The following is a 16,621-nucleotide window of genomic DNA, read 5'->3' on the forward strand; positions in this document are numbered from 1 at the left end:
GATTGCCCTCCCGCTGATCTCGCATTCGGCCCTGCGAGCCGTTATCGTGCGGGATGCGCGCAGACGTCCTCGGCTTGCAAGCCTTTGTCAGCATAGCGGAACGCGGCAGTTTCCGGGCCGCTGCCTCGCATCTCAACCTGTCGCAGACGGCGCTCAGCCATCGTGTCCGCAAGCTCGAGGAATCGCTCGGAACGCCGCTTTTCCTGCGAACGACCCGGCAGGTCTCGCTGACGGCCGCCGGCACGACGCTGTTGCCCCGGGCGCGCCGCATCTTCGAGGACCTTGGATCGGCGATCGACGAGGTCAGGGTCGATGTGCGCGCCGGCGAGGAGCAGGTTTCGGTCGGATGCTTGCCGACGATTGCCGTGCATTGCATGCCGTCGGTGGTCGCGGCCTTCGCGAAGCGTCACCCGGGCGTCGGCGTCCGGATCCATGACAATTCGGCCTCCGAGATCGCCGACAAGGTCCAGTCTGGAGAAGCCGAATTCGGCGTCACCATCGTCGCGGCGAACCGCTGGGATCTCGAGCTCAAGCCGGTCGTCAAGGAGCCCTTCGTGCTGGTCAGCCATCGCGGCATGCCGCTCGCGCAGGCGACCTCTCTGACCTGGGCGCAGTTGCAGGGCGAACCGCTCGTACGGATCAGCGCCGAAACCGGCAACCGCATCCTGATCGACGATGCGCTGGGCGCCCGGCGCGAGGCTTTGACGTGGCGCTATGAGGTTCAGCGCGTGGTCACCGCCGTCAGCCTGGTGCGCTCGCGCATCGGCTACGCCATCGTGCCCCAACTCGCGCTGGATGTCGTCGATGCGGGCGATCTGGTCTGCGTTCCCCTGCGGTCACCCGCGGTTTCGCGCACGCTCGGCATCATTGCCCGCAAGACCGTGCCGCTGCGCCCGGTGGCGCAGGATCTGCTGGCGCTGCTGAGCCAGGCCCTGAAGCGCAGTGTCTCGCCACGGCGAGATGAATGAAACTAATCAATCGCTGCATTCTTATCATTTGATGAGAGAATGAGCCTGCCCCACCCTTGCTGCGGGAAGAAACGCAAAAGGGAGTGGCGACGATGGCTGGTTCAGAACCGGCGACGATCGCATTCATCGGATTCGGCGAGGTCGGTCAGACCTTCTCGCGCGGGCTTCTGGCCAATGGCGCGGCGGGCATCCGCGCCTACGACCTGCTGTTCGGCAGCCATGCGGGGCATGGGCTGGAGGAGGCTGCGCGGCAGATCGGCGTGGATTGCGCTGCGTCGCCGGAAGCGGTCGGCGCGGAGGCGCGGTTCGTGTTCTCCGCCGTCACGGCCGACCGTGCCGAGGCGGTGGCGAGTGAGGCGGCCGCCTGGCTGAAGCCTGGGCAGATCTTCGTCGACGTCAATTCAGCCGCGCCTTCGACGAAGCAGAGAGCCGCAAAAGCGGTCGAGGCGAGCGGCGCCGACTATGTCGAGGCCGCCGTGATGGCGGCTGTCAGGCAGCCCGGCATCAGGGTCTCGATCCTGACCGGCGGTCCGAAGGCGCAAGCGGCGGCAGTCGCGCTGAACGGGCTCGGCATGAACCTGACGCCGGTCTCCGAAATCTTCGGCCGCGCTTCGGCGATGAAGCTCTGCCGCAGCATCGTCATCAAGGGGCTGGAGGCGCTGATGGTCGATTGCGCCGCCGCCTGCGAAGCCTGGGATGTGAAGGACCCGGTCTTCGCCAGTCTCCACGCGACCTTTCCGTCGATCGATTTCCACGCACTCGCCGCCGACATGCGCGAGCGCGTCGCGACCCATGGCGTGCGCCGGGCGGCCGAGATGCGCGAAGCAGCCGAGATGCTCGCCGCGGCCGGCCTCGATGCCGGTCTCGCCACGGCGGTGGCCGACAGCCAGCAACGCGGCGCCCGCCGCCGGGGAGGCGCATGATGGCGCTCGACCGCCGCTCCATTCTCGCCGGTCTCGGACTCGCCGGCCTGTCCGGCCTTGCGCCGGCACGCGCGCAGGCGGGCTGGCCCAGCCAGATCATCCGGATCGTCGTGCCCTTCACCCCAGGCGGCAGCACCGACGTGCTTGCGCGGCTGATCGCCAGCAAGCTGGAGCAGGCGATACCCGGCAAGGGTTTCGTCATCGAGAACGGGCCCGGCGCGGGCGGTATGACGGCGTCGGGCCAGGTCGCGAAAGCGGAGCCCGACGGCCACACGCTGATGATGGGCCATATCGGCACGCTCGCTTTCGCGCCCTCGCTCTATGCCAATGTGCCCTATGATCCGGTCAGGGATTTCCAGCCGGTTGCGCTCGTCGCCATGGTGCCGAACATCCTGGCGATCAATCCGAAGCTGCCGGCCAGAAATCTCGGCGAATTCATCGCCTACGCCAAGGCCAACCCCGGCAAGCTGAACTACAGCTCGGGCGGGCAGGGCAGCGCCGCCCATATCGCCACGGCGTATCTCACCTATCGCGCCGGCATCGAGGCCGTGCATGTGCCCTATCGCGGGACCGCGCCCTCGGTGACCGACCTCGTCGCCGGCAACGTCCAGTTCACGCTGACGGGAGGGCCAGCCGTGCTGCCGCTGGCGGAGGGCGGGCAGCTCAGGGCGCTCGGCGTCGCCAGCCGCGAGCGCGTCGGGTTCGCGCCTGACCTGCCGACCCTGGCCGAGAGCGGCCTGCCGGGTTTCGAGGCGGTGCAGTGGTACGGGATGGTCGCGCCCGCCCGCACGCCGGCGCCGATCGTCGACCGGCTCAACCGCGAGATCAACGCGCTGCTCGGCCAGCCGGATTTCGCAGCGGCGCTCGCCCGCGACGGCGCCATCGCCCGTCCCGAAACGCCCGACGGCTTCGGCAAGCTGATCGCCTCCGAACTGGCGCTCTGGCGCGATGTCATCCACCGCGCCGGCATCAAGGCGGGGGAGTGAGACGATGGCCCAGATCGCCATTCCCTGCATGCTGATCCGCGGCGGCACCTCCAAGGGCGCCTATTTCCTCCGCGACGATCTCCCGGTCGATATCGCCGCGCGCGACGCGCTCCTGCTCGCGGTGATGGGATCGCCGGACAAGCGGCAGGTCGATGGGCTTGGCGGCGCCCATCCCCTGACCAGCAAGGTCGCGATCGTCTCAGTCTCCAGCGAACCCGGCTGCGACATCGACTTCCTGTTCGCGCAGGTCGGCGTCGAGACGGCGAGCGTCGATACGACGCCGAACTGCGGCAACATCCTCGCCGGCATCGGCCCTTTTGCGCTGGCGCGCGGCCTCGTCAGGGCGAATGGCGCTCGCACCACGGTCAGGGTGCGCACCGTCAACACCGGCACCATCGCCGATCTGACGATGGACACGGCCGGCGGCGAGGCGAGCGTCGAGGGCAGCGCGCGGATCGACGGCGTGCCGGGCACCTCCGCCCCGATCGACATCGGCTTTCTCGATGCCGAGGGCTCGGTCTGCGGGGCGCTGCTGCCGACCGGCAATGTCGTCGACATGATCGAGGGCGTGCCCTGCACGCTGATCGACAACGGCATGCCGGTGATCGTGATGCGCGCCGCCGATCTCGGCCGCACCGGCTATGAGTCGCGCGAGCAGCTCGACAAGGACACCGAGCTCAAGGCGCGGATCGAGGCCATTCGTCTGGCTGCGGGGCCGCTGATGAATCTTGGCGATGTCGCGAAGAAGGTCGTGCCGAAGATCGCGCTGGTCGCGCCGCCGCGGGCCGGAGGCGCCATCTGCACCCGCAGCTTCATCCCGCATGAATGCCACGCCTCGATCGGCGTCTTCGCCGCGGTGACGGTGGCGACTGCGGCCGCGCTGCCCGGTTCGTCGGCCGCTTCCGTCGCCATGATGCCTGATGGTCGCGAGCGCACGCTGTCCGTCGAACATCCGACGGGGGAATTCACCGTGACGCTGACGGTCGGCGGAACGGCGGAGCGCCCGATTGTCGAGCGGGCGGGGCTTTTACGCACGGCGCGCATCCTGATGGAGGGCCGAGCCTTCGTGCCGGCCGGCATCATGGCAGCCCATGCCGGCAATCTCCGCCATGCAGCCGAATGACATGACGAGAGGGGACTGAGCGACCATGGCGAACCTGCCGAAGACAGGTCTGGTGATCACGGCGCATCCGGGCGATTTCGTCTGGCGCGCCGGCGGCGCGATCGCGCTCCATGCCAAACGCGGCATGCGCGTCAAGATACTGTGCCTGTCCTATGGCGAGCGCGGCGAGAGCCAGTTCGCCTGGAAGAAGGCCGGCGTCGAAATGGCGGACGTCAAGGCGCAACGCCGCGAGGAGGCTGAAGCCGCAGCCGAGATGCTCGGCGCCGAGATCGAGTTCATGGACGCCGGCGACTATCCGCTGCGCACGACGCCCGAGATGCTCGACCGCGCGATCGACATCTTCCACGAACTGGGTCCGGGCTTCGTGCTGACGCATGCGCTCGAAGACCCCTATAATGTCGACCATCCCGAGGCGGCGCGCTTCGCCCAGGAAGCCCGCATCATCGCCCAGGCTGCCGGTCACAAGCCCGATCCGGACCGCGTCTATGCCGCCCCGCCGGTCTTCCTGTTCGAGCCGCACCAGCCCGAGCAGTGCAACTTCAAGCCCAACGTCATCCTCGACATCGACGAGGTCTGGGAGGTCAAGCGCAAGGCCTTCGAGATCCTCGCAGCGCAGAAGCACCTCTGGGAATACTACACCCGCGTCGCGCTCAACCGCGGCATGCAGGGTGGCCGGAACTCCGGCAAGGCGATGACCTATGGCGAGGCCTATCAGCGCCTCTTCCCGGAAGCACTGGAGGCGCTGGCATGACCCCCGTCGTCATCCGCACGAAGAAGCGAGCTCCGGTCACCGCGATGGCGGCGCTGAACGAATTCGGCGTCTCGACCACGCATGAGGCGATGGGCCGGAGCGGGCTGATGAAGCCCTATATGCGGCCGATCTGGTCTGGCGCACGGATCGCAGGCGGCGCGGTCACGGTGCTCGCCCAGCCCGGCGACAACTGGATGATCCATGTCGCGATCGAGCAGGTGCAGCCGGGCGACGTGCTCGTCGTCGCCTGCACAACCGACAACACCGACGGCATGTTCGGCGACCTGCTCGCGACCTCGCTCAGGGCGCGCGGCGGCGTCGGCCTCGTCATCGACGCCGGCGTGCGCGACGTCCGCATCCTCACCGAAATGGGCTTTCCGGTCTGGTCGCGGGCGATCTCGGCCAAGGGCACGGTCAAGGCGACGCTCGGCTGCGTCAACGTGCCGGTGGTCTGCGCCGGCGCGCTCGTCCATCCAGGCGATGTCATCGTCGCCGATGACGACGGTGTCGTGGTCGTGCCGCGCCTCGACGCCGAGACCGTGGCCGCCGCCGGCTTCAAGCGCGAGGACAACGAGGAGGAGAAGCGCCAGCGCCTCGCCTCTGGTGAACTTGGGCTGGACATGTACGCTATGCGCGAAGGCCTCGCCAAAGCGGGGCTCGTGYATCGCGACGACGACTAGAGCATTTTCGAGCGAAGCGGACACCGGTTCGCGTGAAGAAAATGCGATAAAACAAGAAGATAGAGCAGTTGCGTGTTTCGGAGAAACGCGCGACTGCTCTAGAACCAAAGCTTCAAAAACAAGAACCAATTCAGGGAAGGGAACGATGATGACGATCCGCAGGACTGTTCTGAAAACCATCATGGGCGGCGCACTCGCCGCGACGCTGGCCTCGGCCGCTCAGGCTCAGGAGGCGGTCAAGATCGGTCTGATCCTGCCCATGACCGGGCCCTTCGCCTCGACCGGACGCCAGATCGAGGCGGCCGCCAAACTCTACATGCAGCAGAACGGAGCGACCGTTGGCGGCAAGAAGGTCGAGCTGATCATCAAGGATGACACCGGCACCGCCGACGTCACGAAGCGCATTGCTCAGGAACTGATCGTCAACGACAAGGTCGCGGCGATCGCCGGCTTCGGGCTGACGCCGCTGGCGCTGGCGACCGCGCCGCTCGCGACGCAAGGCAAGACCCCGATGGTGGTGATGGCCGCCGCCACGGGGATCATCACCGAGCGCTCGCCCTTCGTCGTCCGTACCAGCCAGGTCGTGCCGCAGATCGGCGCGCCCTTCGGTACCTGGATCGCCAAGCAGGGCATCAAGCGCGTCATGACCATCGTCTCGGATTACGGGCCGGGGCAGGACGTCGAGACCTCGTTCTCGGAAACCTTCAAGGCGGCCGGCGGCACGGTCGAGAACATCCGTGTACCCTTGCAGAACCCCGATTTCTCGCCGTTTCTGCAACGCGTCGCCGACGCCAAGCCGGAGGCGCTGCTCGTCTTCGTGCCCTCTGGCGTCGGCGCCCAGTTCATGAAGCAGTTCGTCGAGCGCGGTCTCGACAAGAGCGGCGTCAAGCTGATCGGCACCGGCGATCTGACCGATGACGACATCCTCAACGGCCTGGGCGACGTCGCGCTCGGCGTGGTCACGGCCCAGCACTATTCCGCCTCGCACGACAGCCCGGAGAACAAGGCCTTCGTCGAGGGCTTCAAGAAGGCCAATAACGGCCTGCGCCCGAACTTCATGGCGGTCGGCGGCTATGATGGCATGCACCTGCTCTACGAGGGCCTCAAGAAGACCGGCGGGCAGGGCGGCGAGGCCCTTGTCAACGCGATGAAGGGGATGAGCTGGACGAGCCCGCGCGGGCCGATCTCGATCGATCCGGAAACCCGCGACATCATCCAGAACGTCTATATCCGCAAGGTCGAGCGGGTCGGCGGCGAACTCTGGAACCAGGAGTTCGAGACGATCCCGAACGTCAAGGATCCGTCCAAGGCCAAGAAGTAAGCCAAAGGCGGCCCCGCGCGTGCTCACCATCCTGTTCGACGGCGTCGCCTACGGCATGATCCTGTTCGTGCTGGCCTGCGGGCTCTCCGTGACGATGGGGTTGATGAACTTCGTCAACCTCGCTCACGGCGCCTTCGCCATGCTCGGCGGCTATGTCGCCGTGCTGGCGATGCAGCGGCTCGGCATGCCGTTCCTGTGGACGCTGCCGACGGCGTTTCTCGCAGCCATGACTGCCGGGCTGGTGCTTGAGCGCGTGGCCTATCGGCCGATGTACGCAAAATCCCATCTCGACCAGGTCATGTTTTCGATCGGTCTGGTTTTCATGGCGGTCGCGGGCGTCGACTATCTGATGGGCTCGACCCAGCAGTTCGTGCAGTTGCCCGAATGGCTGCGCGGCCGCTTCGACGTGGCCGGGATCGGCATCGGCCGCTATCGCCTCTTCGTGATCTTGCTCTGCGGCGTGCTCGCGGTGGCGATGCACTGGGGCTTCACGCGCACCCGTTTCGGCAGCCGGCTGAGGGCTGCGGTGGACGATGCCCGGGTCGCGCGCGGCCTCGGCATCCCGGTCAACCGGCTCTTCGCCGTAACCTTCGCCATCGGCTCCGGCCTTGCCGGCCTTGGCGGCGCGCTCGGCGTCGAACTGATGGGTCTCGACCCGACCTTTCCGCTGAAGTTCATGATCTACTTCCTGATCGTGGTGACGGTCGGCGGCACCTCGACCATTACGGGCCCGTTCTTCGCGGCCATGCTGCTCGGCGTCGCTGATGTCGGCGGCAAGTATCTGATCCCGCAGGCCGGGGCCTTCATCATCTATGCGCTGATGGTCGTCCTGCTGCTGATCCGGCTGCAGGGACTGTTTTCGAGGGCGCGCGCATGAGCGAAACCACGCTCGAGCAGCGCGTCCGGCAATCCCTGCTGCGCTCGCGCCGCTGGCAGCCGGCGGAGCTCGCTTTCTGGCTCCTGGCCGCGGCGTCCTTTCTGCTGTTTCCAAGGCAGCTGCTGATCCTGAACGAGATTGCCATCCTCGGGCTGTTTGCACTCTCGCTCGACCTGATCCTCGGCTATGCCGGCATCGTCTCGCTCGGCCACGCCGCCTTCCTCGGCATGGGAGCGTATGCCGCCGGGCTGCTCGCCAGGCATGTCACGCCCGATCCGCTCGCCGGTTTGGCCTTCGCCATGGCGGTGTCGGGGCTTCTGGGGCTTTTGACCAGCCCGCTCGTCTTGCGCGGAACGGACCTGACCCGGTTGATGATCACGCTCGGCGTGGCGCTCGTCCTCTACGAAGTCGCGAACTCGCTCTCGCGGCTCACCGGCGGCGCCGACGGGCTGCAGGGCATCACCATGGGGCCCGTGCTGGGCCTGTTCGAGTTCGATATCTTCGGTCAGACCGCCTATCTCTATTCGCTCTGCGTGCTGTTCATCCTGTTCGTCATCGCGCGGCGCCTCGTGCACTCGCCTTTCGGCCTGTCGCTGCGCGGCGTTCGCGACAACCCGCTGCGGGCAGCCGCCTCCGGCGTGCCGCTGTCGCGCCGCCTCGCCATCGTCTACGCGCTGTCGGGGGCCTATGCCGGCGCTGCCGGCGCGCTGATCGCCCAGACCACGCAGTTCGTCTCGCTCGACGTCTTCGCATTCCATCGTTCCGCCGATCTGATGCTCGTCCTCATCATCGGCGGTGCGGGCTATCTCTATGGCGGGCTCGTCGGCGCGATCGTCTTCAAGTTCCTGCAGGACGCGATCGCGACCTTCACGCCGCAATACTGGATGTTCTGGATCGGGCTCTTCCTGGTGCTGTTCGTGCTCGGCGGGCGCGAGCTGATCCATGGCGCCGTCAAGGCCGTCGCAGTGCGCTTCGCCGGGCTCGGCCGGGACGCGCGGCGATGAGCGCGGTGCTGCAGACCTTCGACCTGTTCAAGAGCTTCGGCGGCATCACCGCGACCGACCATGTCGACTTCACCCTGGCGCGTGGCGCGCGCCATGCGCTGATCGGCCCCAATGGAGCGGGCAAGACGACCTTCGTCAACCAGCTCACCGGCGTGCTGCAGCCGACCTCCGGGCGGATCGCACTGATGGGGGAAGACATCACGACGCTGTCGCGCGAGACGCGGGTGAAGCGCGGGCTGGCGCGCACCTTCCAGATCAACCAGCTCTTTGCGACGATGACGCCGCTCGAAATGATCGCGCTCGTCACCTCCGAGCGCCTCGGCCGTGGCGCAAATCCCGTTGCGATGCTCGACCGCGACGACGAACTCGTGGCGCAGACCGCCGTGATCCTGGCGCGCTTCAAGCTCGACGACATCATGGACCGCCGCATCGCGACGCTGCCCTATGGCAAGCAGCGCCAGATCGAGATCGCCGCCGCCTTCGCCGCCAATCCCTCCGTTCTCCTGCTCGACGAGCCGGCGGCGGGTGTCCCGGAGGCCGAACGCCGCGAGTTGATGGAGACGGTCGCCTCGTTGCCCGACGACGTTTCCGTCCTGCTGATCGAGCACGACATGGACCTCGTCTTCCGTTTCGCCACGCGCATCACCGTGCTGGTCAACGGCGCAATCCTGGCGGAGGGGACGCCCGACGACATGGCGCGCGATCCGGTCGTCCGGCAGGCCTATCTCGGCGAGGCCGCCCATGTCTGAAACGGCGTGCATGCCTGAACAGCCACCAGGATCTGAACTGCTGACGATCGAAAAGCTGAGCGCCGGTTATGGCGAGGCGCAGGTGCTGTTCGACATCGACCTGACGCTCGCTGAGGGGCGTTCGCTCGCGCTGCTCGGGCGCAACGGCGTCGGCAAGACGACGCTTGTCAACAGCATCATCGGCGTCACGCGCCGTCGCGGCGGGCGGATCACGCTGGCCGGGCGCGATCTCTCGACCGCCTCTCCGGAGCAGCGGGCGCATGCCGGCATCGGCTGGGTGCCGCAGGAGCGCAACATCTTCAAATCGCTGACGGTTCTGGAGAATTTGACGGCCGTCGCACTGCCGGGGCCGTGGAATGTCGAACGTGTCTTCCGCATGTTTCCGCGCCTCGCGGAGCGGAAGGGCAATCTCGGCAACCAGCTCTCCGGCGGCGAGCAGCAGATGCTGGCGATCGGCCGCGCGCTGATGCTCAATCCCAGGCTCCTGCTTCTCGACGAGCCGACCGAAGGGCTGGCCCCGATCATCGTCGAGGAATTGCTCAGGGCGCTGAAGGCCCTGTTTCGCGACGAAGGTCTCGCCGCCATCGTCATCGAGCAGCACGCCCGCAAGATCCTCGAACTGACCGACGATGCGATCGTGCTCGAACGTGGTCGCGTGTTGCTGGCGGAACGCAGCGCCACGCTGCTCGCGCAGCCCCAGCGGCTCGAACATCATCTCGGCCTCGCAGCCGCAGCCTGACAACCCAAAACCAAGGAGGACAACGCATGACCCAGAGACAGAAGCCGCCGTTCCGGGCCGACATGGTGGGCAGCCTGCTACGCAGCTCAGCCGTGAAGGACGCCCGCGCCAAGGTCGCAGCCGGCGAGATGAGCCAGGCCGAGCTGACCGCGATCGAGGACGAGGAGATCCGCAAGCTCGTCCGCAAGCAGGAGGAGGTCGGTCTCCAGGCCGTCACCGACGGCGAGTTTCGCCGCGCCTTCTGGCATTTCGACTTTCTCGAGAACCTGACCGGCGTGCAGGGCTACGATTCCGATTCAGGCATCCAGTTCAAGGGCGTGACCACCAAGGCGCGCGGCCTGCGCGTCGTCGGCAAGCTCGATTTCCCCGACGATCACCCCCATCTCGCCCATTTCAAGTTCCTGGCCTCGACCACCGGCCGCGTCGCCAAGATGACGATCCCGAGCCCGAGCATGCTGCATTATCGCGGCGGCCGGAAAGCCGTCGATATCTCCGCCTATTTCAGGATGGAGGATTACTACGCCGATCTCGGGAAGGCCTACGCCAAGGCGATCAAGGCCTTCTACGACGCCGGCTGCCGCTATCTGCAGCTCGACGACACCAGCCTGTCCTATTTCTGCGATCCCGAGCAGCGCAAGATGCTCAGCGAGCGCGGCGACGACCCCGACACGCTGATCTTCATCTATCGCGACATCCTGAACACCGCGCTTGCGGCCAAGCCCGCCGACATGGCGATCACCACCCACACCTGCCGCGGCAATTTCAAATCGACCTTCATCGCCTCCGGCGGCTACGAGCCGGTCGCCGATCTCGTCTTCAACCAGATCGATGTCGACGGCTACTTCATGGAATGGGACGACGACCGCTCGGGCGGCTTCGAGCCGCTGCGCTTCCTGCCCAAGGGCGGCAAGCAGGTCGTGCTCGGGCTGGTGACCTCGAAATTCGGCTCGGTCGAGAGCAAGGACAATCTCAAGCGCCGGATCGAGGAAGCCGCGAAGTTCGCGCCGCTCGACCAGCTCTGCCTGTCGCCGCAATGCGGCTTCGCCTCGACCGAGGAAGGCAACGTCCTGGCCGAGGACGAGCAATGGGCCAAGCTTTCGCGCATCATCGATGTCGCGAAGGAGGTCTGGGGATGAGCCAGTATCCGGCGTCGCCCGAGCCCTGCTTCGACATCGCCCATCTCGGCCATGTCGAGCTTTTCACCGACAAACCCGAAGCGAGCCTCGACTTCTTCGTCAACATCTTCGGCCTGACCGAAAGCGGGCGCGAGGGCGACAGCGTTTATCTTCGCGCCTGGGACGATTACGAGTTCCACACGCTGAAACTGACCGCCTCGAACAAAACCGGCGTCGGTCATGTCGGCTATCGCGCCACGAGCGAGGCGGCGCTGATGCGCCGCGTCGCTGCGATCGAGGCGATGGGCGCGGGCATCGGCTGGAGCGAGGGCGATCTCGGCCATGGCCGCGCTTTTCGCTTCCGCGATCCTGACGACCATGTCATCGAGATCTATTTCGACACCACCAAATACGTCGCCCCGGTGCATGAGCGTCCGGCGCTGAAGAACCAGGCCCAGCGCAACCATGGTCGCGGCTGCGCGGTCCGCCGCATCGACCATCTCAACCTGCTGGCGCAGGATGTCGCGGTGATCCGCGACTTCATGCCCAGGGCGCTCGGCAGCCGCGTCACCGAGCAGATCGTGCTCGATTCGGGCGAGGTCGGCGGCTGCTGGTTCACCGTCAACAACAAGAGCTACGACATCGCCTACACGCGCGACCACACGCCGGCGCGCGGCCGTTTCCACCATGTCACCTACGCCGTCGACCAGCGCGAGCACGTCCTGGAGGCAGCCGATCTCTTCCTGGAGCATGGCGTCCACATCGAGACCGGGCCGCACAAGCACGCAGTCCAGCAGACCTTCTTCCTCTATGTCTACGAGCCGGCCGGCAACCGCGTCGAGATCGCCAATGCCGGGGCGCGGCTGATCCTCGATCCGGACTGGCAGACCGTGACCTGGACCGAAACCGAGCGGAAGAAGGGGCAGGCCTGGGGGCTGAAGACGATCGAGAGCTTCCACACGCACGGAACACCGCCGCATGTGTAACTGACGCCGTCGCTTTCCGAGACGGAGTGCCCCATGCGCGCGACGCGATCGCGGGCAGCCGGACTGCCGAAATCATCGATCGAACCGCGTTTGGTGAGTCGGGATATCGACGGCACCGAAAGCGGCGCTGCTGTTCAACGCGCTGCTCGACGGCCGCTGGAGCGGCCACGGCAAGGGTATCGCCTTTTATCTGCCGACCATCTGGCGTACTGCCCGAATGAAGAGTTTCGAACCCCACAAGTCACCTTGCCGTTCAAGGTGTTAGAGAGGTTTCGCAGTGATAAGAAAATGATGGCGGAGACGGAGGGAGCCTAGAAATCCTCCCAACTCATTGATTTTGCTGCGATCAATGGACCTTCGCAGCAAACGACCCCAACACCGCCCCCAACATCGATCGACGCGATGCTCTTTTCGGTTCGGAGAGCCGGGCGATATGTCGCACCGCTACTCCTGCGCCGTGCGGTCCCAATCGACACATTGAGACAGCGTGGATAACGTCGGATCGCCCACGCTTTTCGCGGATCGTCGGCTGAGAATGGTGAGCAATGTTTGTCTGCTATCTCGATGACAGCGGCACCAGCGGCCTCCCTGTAACGACATTGGCAGGGTTCGTCGCCACGCAGGCGCAGTGGACGGTATTGGAGCCGCAGCTTGACGCGATCATGAACGCTTACGGCGTTCCCGTATTTCACGCCAAACAGTTCCACGATACGAAGCCACCCTTCAAGGGATGGAGCAAAGTCAAGAAACTCAGCTTCGCAGAAGAGATTTTCTCGACGACGAGCCGAAGAATTTTCGGCGTGAGCGTTACGATGCGGCGATCCGACTATCTCGACTTTCAACGAAAGTCGGGTGATCTACAGAATATGTCTGTGATGGGCGTGTGCTTCGCGACGATCGTAACCTGCCTTATGACTGATCCGGCGTTTAAGGCGGGCACCTTCCATCACGGCGTCTCCTTTGTCATTGAGGCGGGCAACGCAAATGAAGGCGAGTTGGCCTCCTATTTTCAGAAGATGCAGGTTAATCCGGGGTTTGAAGGGAAGCTGATTTCACTTGATTTCGTCGCTAAAGATCATGGTCGAGCGATACAGCTTGCCGATTACTTTGCCTTCTACAGCCGTCGTTACATGCGCGATCAAGATCGGTTCTCAGGCCGATTAGCGCTTCCAGAACCGCCTTTCCTGAATGTCATCAGGAAACATGGTCCAATGTATCAGTCCGGCCTGCACGGCGAAGTCAGCACGGTCAGCACGGTCGGAAAGGTCGCGGAAGCCGGAGACTTCGACCGCGTCATAGCTTCAATGGCGAAGGACAGGCGTTAGCTGCTACGGCGACGCGCTTCCCGTTGAGGGCGCGCCGGCTTCCGGCATAGACCTGCCCGTTGAGCCGGGGCCGTTGACGGGGGCCAGGTTGCCCGTCGCCGTGATCCGCTGCTCGATCTTGGCGAGGAATTCCGGCGACGGGGAGACGGTGATATTTCCGCTGATCTCCGCCTTGCCCTCGATCTTGGCCGTGACCTCGCTTGGCATGGCGGCTTCGATGCGCGGGCCGGTCGTCGGCGCGCCAAGCTCCCCGGCCTTTCCGAAGACCCGATCGCCCGCATCGTAGAGCGAAAGGCGGTTTCGCATGTCCGCGATCTGACCGCGAAGCGTATCGATCTCGATGTTGAATTCGCCGCGCCGGGAGGGGTGGAGCCGCGACGTGATGCCCTCGATCTTGGCCTGCGCCGCCGCGATCTCGGCGCGCATAGCCTCGGCCTGATCCGCGCTCGGGATGTAGTGCTTGCCTCCTGCGATGCCGCCCGCGCCCTGCACGCCGTCACCGACGATCTTGACCATGAGCGGGGCGGCGACGCCGCCCGCAAGGCCGCCACCCACGCCGCCCGCAAGGGCCGCAGCGCCCCGCAACAGGATGCCGCTGCCCTGACTGGCCAGAAGCGCCGCAAGGCCGCCCCCGAGCCCGCCAAGGGCCGCGCCGGTGCCGGTCGAGGCAGGGTCGGCGCGAGCGATGTCCGCGCCCCCGCTGAGGGCGATGGCGGCCTTGTCGGCGACATACTTGATCGCCCCCATGAACGGATCGGAGACGGCCGAGCCGACCTGCGCCAAGCCGCCCGCGACGCGCTTGCCAGCGAGGTAAGGATCATCCCGCAACGCCTGTTGAGCGCCGGGCAGGCCGAGTGCTTTCTCGACCGTGCCGCGATCCTTTTCGAGCCGGGCCATCTGCGTGACCAAGAGGTTGATCAGGTATTCGGCGTTCCGATCCGAAAAGAGGGTCGAGAGCATCGCGGGCCGGTCCTCGGCCTTGACGCCCTTTTGATCCATCGCCGGGACCAAGACCGTCTTGACCCATTCGAGCGGGTTGGTTTCGAGCAACTTGACGCCCTTGATGCCGGACGCCTTCACGCCCTTCACGTCGTCGTCGTCGGTCTTGATCATGGTCTTGGGATCGATGATGCCGAGTTCGGCAAGGTTCTCGGCGGCCCGTTTCTTCATCTTGCCGCCGACCAGCGCCTGCCTGAGCGTCATCGATGCGGTGCCGAGCCGATCGCCGCCAAGTTCGGGCAACATCGTCGGGAAAATAGACGAGAGATATTCAAACGACGCCGCCGATGCGGCGCTCTTGCCAGACTTGGCAAAGTTGAGGACTTCTTCGCCACGCAGCGCCGAGCCGTGAACCTGCGTCATCTTGGCCATGAAATCGGCGAACTGCTTCAAGCGGGCCGGGTCGGACGAATAGCCCATGATCTCGCCAGCCTTGATCATCGATCCAAGCTGCCGATTGTGCTCTTCGGCCGGGGCGTTCGGGCTCTTCTGCCGCATCGCGGTCAGGACATCGAAGAACGGCTCGATATTGTTGAGCGTGGTCGCCAGATCGCCGCCGAACGTCGGCCGCGCCTCGCGCAAGATGTTGAAGGCCGAACCGGGCGCGACGCCGTAGCGCGACGCCAGAGCGTTGGCGCGTGCTTCTGTCCGCTCGATCTCCGATGCGGTCCAGCCGGCCTGCCGGGCCTGACTGCGTTCCGTATCGACATCAGCGCCAGCGGTAAGCGCGCGGCGGCCGGCCTCGATCATGCCGAGCCCCGCGCCGGCCTCGGCGATGGGCGGGACGCCAGAATACGGGCGCGACGCGGCGGGTGCGCCATGCGCCACAACCGGCACGCCGGGCGGCACGACGCCGCCGGGCGCGACACGCTGGATCAAGGGCACGCCAGAACCGCTACGGCGGCCCGTGGCGGCCCCGCCCCATGGCCCGGCCCCCATAGCCCTACCGGCGGCGACCTGCCGCGTCATGGCCGCCGTGGTGCTATCGAGGGCGCTCCGAAGCCGGGCCTGCGTCGCCGCGATCTGCCTGACCGGGATGCCTGCCTGTTCAAGAGAGGACCGGGCATCGCGCACCGCAGCGCCCTGATTTTTGAACGCCGCCGTGGCGCGCTCAACAGCGAGCGCCGCGCGAGCGTATTCGCCCCGCATCGCCTTGGTCGGCATCTCTGCGGCGTCGATCGCGGCTTTCAGCCGCCCGGCCTCCTGCCGCGCCTTGTTCATCGCGACAGACGCGGCATCGAGGCCGCGCGACATGGTGCGGAAATTGTCGATCGAATTGAGCTTGCCGCTGATCTCGCTGACCCGCTTGGAAAGGTCGGCGCTCGCGCCGGCCATGGCGGTCTTCACCGACGCGCCCGCCTTGCTGACGCTCAGCAGCTTCGCCGCCATCTTGTCGATGCCGGAAAGGTCGCCGGCACGGGCCGAGATGACGGCGCTAGCCTCAATGATTTTCGCCATCTCAGACCTCCAGCCCAAGCATCTGCGCCGTCTGCCGACCCGCTCCCCACCCGGGGCACGCACCGACCGGCCTCAACGATGTCAACGCGCGGACGCTCACGAGGTCGGCAAGATTGCTGCCCGCCCGGAGCGCGCGCGTCTCGATTGCGTCAAGAGCGTCGTCGCGGCCGGCCTCGGCCAACTTCCGGTTCACGGCCTTGACCTGATCTTCGACGCTCGCGAGATCGCCGAGGAGGCTGACCAGCGCGGCGGCGTGTTTCTCATACTCGGGCCGCAACCGGCTCGCCAATTTCGCAGCACGGGCCTCGACCATGGCGCGCTCGGCATCGATCGCCGCCGTCGCCTCGCTGGCCTCGGCCTCGGCAAGACGGCGGCCAAGTTCGGCCCGGGCGGCATACAAGCGATCGAGGCTGATCCGCGCACGGCTGGCGCTGGCCTCGATGCGTTCAACCTCGGCATCGGACCCCATGAGGAGCAACCGGCCCCGTGTCGCTTCGGCCTGCGCCAGCGCATCAGCAGCACCCGGCGTCGCCGCTTCGACCTCGGCAAGCGCCTCGCGGATCGCCGCCGACGTTTCCGGGCCAGCGCGCAGTTTCTTCATCAAGTTCAGCATGTAT

At 66.1% G+C, this 16,621-nt stretch carries 16 protein-coding genes; 14 read left to right on the forward strand and 2 right to left on the reverse strand.

Features of this window, described 5'->3' with window-relative positions; translation table 11 throughout:
* The first annotated feature begins 74 nt into the window (after positions 1 to 74).
* The 14 genes from AC1DZY_RS00710 to AC1DZY_RS00775 all read left to right on the forward strand — a co-directional run bounded on the left by AC1DZY_RS00710 (position 75) and on the right by AC1DZY_RS00775 (position 13,547).
* On the forward strand, positions 75 to 968 hold the full coding sequence (locus AC1DZY_RS00710) for a LysR family transcriptional regulator (RefSeq protein ID WP_476818135.1): 894 nt from the start codon (positions 75 to 77) through the stop codon (positions 966 to 968).
* 92 nt (positions 969 to 1,060) lie between these two features.
* Positions 1,061 to 1,891, forward strand: a complete 831-nt coding sequence (locus AC1DZY_RS00715; RefSeq protein WP_476818136.1) for an NAD(P)-dependent oxidoreductase — start codon at positions 1,061 to 1,063, stop codon at positions 1,889 to 1,891.
* Entirely contained in the window at positions 1,888 to 2,877 is a 990-nt protein-coding gene (locus tag AC1DZY_RS00720) for a Bug family tripartite tricarboxylate transporter substrate binding protein (RefSeq protein ID WP_476818137.1), read from the forward strand. Before AC1DZY_RS00715 ends, AC1DZY_RS00720 begins: the two co-directional genes overlap by 4 nt.
* A 4-nt stretch (positions 2,878 to 2,881) precedes the next feature.
* Positions 2,882 to 4,000, forward strand: a complete 1,119-nt coding sequence (locus AC1DZY_RS00725) for a 4-oxalomesaconate tautomerase (RefSeq protein WP_476818138.1) — start codon at positions 2,882 to 2,884, stop codon at positions 3,998 to 4,000.
* Positions 4,001 to 4,025: 25 nt separating this feature from the next.
* A complete protein-coding gene (locus tag AC1DZY_RS00730; protein WP_476818139.1) occupies positions 4,026 to 4,751 on the forward strand; it encodes a PIG-L deacetylase family protein in 726 nt (241 codons plus the stop codon).
* Positions 4,748 to 5,431, forward strand: coding sequence for a 4-carboxy-4-hydroxy-2-oxoadipate aldolase/oxaloacetate decarboxylase (locus tag AC1DZY_RS00735; protein ID WP_476818140.1), 684 nt, complete (start codon positions 4,748 to 4,750; stop codon positions 5,429 to 5,431). Before AC1DZY_RS00730 ends, AC1DZY_RS00735 begins: the two co-directional genes overlap by 4 nt.
* Positions 5,432 to 5,579: 148 nt before the next feature.
* Positions 5,580 to 6,752: an ABC transporter substrate-binding protein gene (locus AC1DZY_RS00740; RefSeq protein ID WP_476818774.1), complete on the forward strand. Its 1,173-nt coding sequence runs from the start codon at positions 5,580 to 5,582 to the stop codon at positions 6,750 to 6,752.
* A 19-nt stretch (positions 6,753 to 6,771) separates the two neighbouring features.
* Positions 6,772 to 7,629 (forward strand): branched-chain amino acid ABC transporter permease, encoded by an 858-nt coding sequence (locus AC1DZY_RS00745; protein ID WP_476818141.1) that lies wholly within the window; start codon positions 6,772 to 6,774, stop codon positions 7,627 to 7,629.
* On the forward strand, positions 7,626 to 8,633 hold the full coding sequence (locus AC1DZY_RS00750) for a branched-chain amino acid ABC transporter permease (protein ID WP_476818142.1): 1,008 nt from the start codon (positions 7,626 to 7,628) through the stop codon (positions 8,631 to 8,633). Before AC1DZY_RS00745 ends, AC1DZY_RS00750 begins: the two co-directional genes overlap by 4 nt.
* Positions 8,630 to 9,382 (forward strand): ABC transporter ATP-binding protein, encoded by a 753-nt coding sequence (locus tag AC1DZY_RS00755; protein ID WP_476818143.1) that lies wholly within the window; start codon positions 8,630 to 8,632, stop codon positions 9,380 to 9,382. Before AC1DZY_RS00750 ends, AC1DZY_RS00755 begins: the two co-directional genes overlap by 4 nt.
* A gap of 10 nt (positions 9,383 to 9,392) precedes the next feature.
* A complete protein-coding gene (locus tag AC1DZY_RS00760; protein WP_476818144.1) occupies positions 9,393 to 10,121 on the forward strand; it encodes an ABC transporter ATP-binding protein in 729 nt (242 codons plus the stop codon).
* A 26-nt stretch (positions 10,122 to 10,147) separates the two neighbouring features.
* Complete coding sequence (locus AC1DZY_RS00765) at positions 10,148 to 11,257, forward strand: 5-methyltetrahydropteroyltriglutamate--homocysteine S-methyltransferase (RefSeq protein WP_476818145.1); 1,110 nt, start codon at positions 10,148 to 10,150, stop codon at positions 11,255 to 11,257.
* Complete coding sequence (locus AC1DZY_RS00770) at positions 11,254 to 12,222, forward strand: VOC family protein (protein ID WP_476818146.1); 969 nt, start codon at positions 11,254 to 11,256, stop codon at positions 12,220 to 12,222. The genes AC1DZY_RS00765 and AC1DZY_RS00770 overlap by 4 nt, the downstream gene beginning before the upstream one ends.
* 545 nt (positions 12,223 to 12,767) lie before the next feature.
* Positions 12,768 to 13,547 carry a DUF3800 domain-containing protein gene (locus AC1DZY_RS00775; RefSeq protein ID WP_476818147.1) on the forward strand — a complete coding sequence of 260 codons (780 nt, stop codon included), beginning with the start codon at positions 12,768 to 12,770 and terminating at the stop codon, positions 13,545 to 13,547.
* A gap of 3 nt (positions 13,548 to 13,550) precedes the next feature.
* On the opposite strand, the gene AC1DZY_RS00780 is transcribed toward AC1DZY_RS00775, so the two are convergent.
* Both AC1DZY_RS00780 and AC1DZY_RS00785 read right to left on the reverse strand, forming a co-directional pair.
* Positions 13,551 to 16,004: a hypothetical protein gene (locus tag AC1DZY_RS00780; RefSeq protein WP_476818148.1), complete on the reverse strand. Its 2,454-nt coding sequence runs from the start codon at positions 16,002 to 16,004 to the stop codon at positions 13,551 to 13,553.
* A gap of 1 nt (position 16,005) precedes the next feature.
* Positions 16,006 to 16,617, reverse strand: coding sequence for a hypothetical protein (locus AC1DZY_RS00785; protein ID WP_476818149.1), 612 nt, complete (start codon positions 16,615 to 16,617; stop codon positions 16,006 to 16,008).
* Between the last annotated feature and the right edge of the window lie 4 nt (positions 16,618 to 16,621).

This window comes from Allobosea sp. P2_A10 (genome assembly GCF_056405115.1).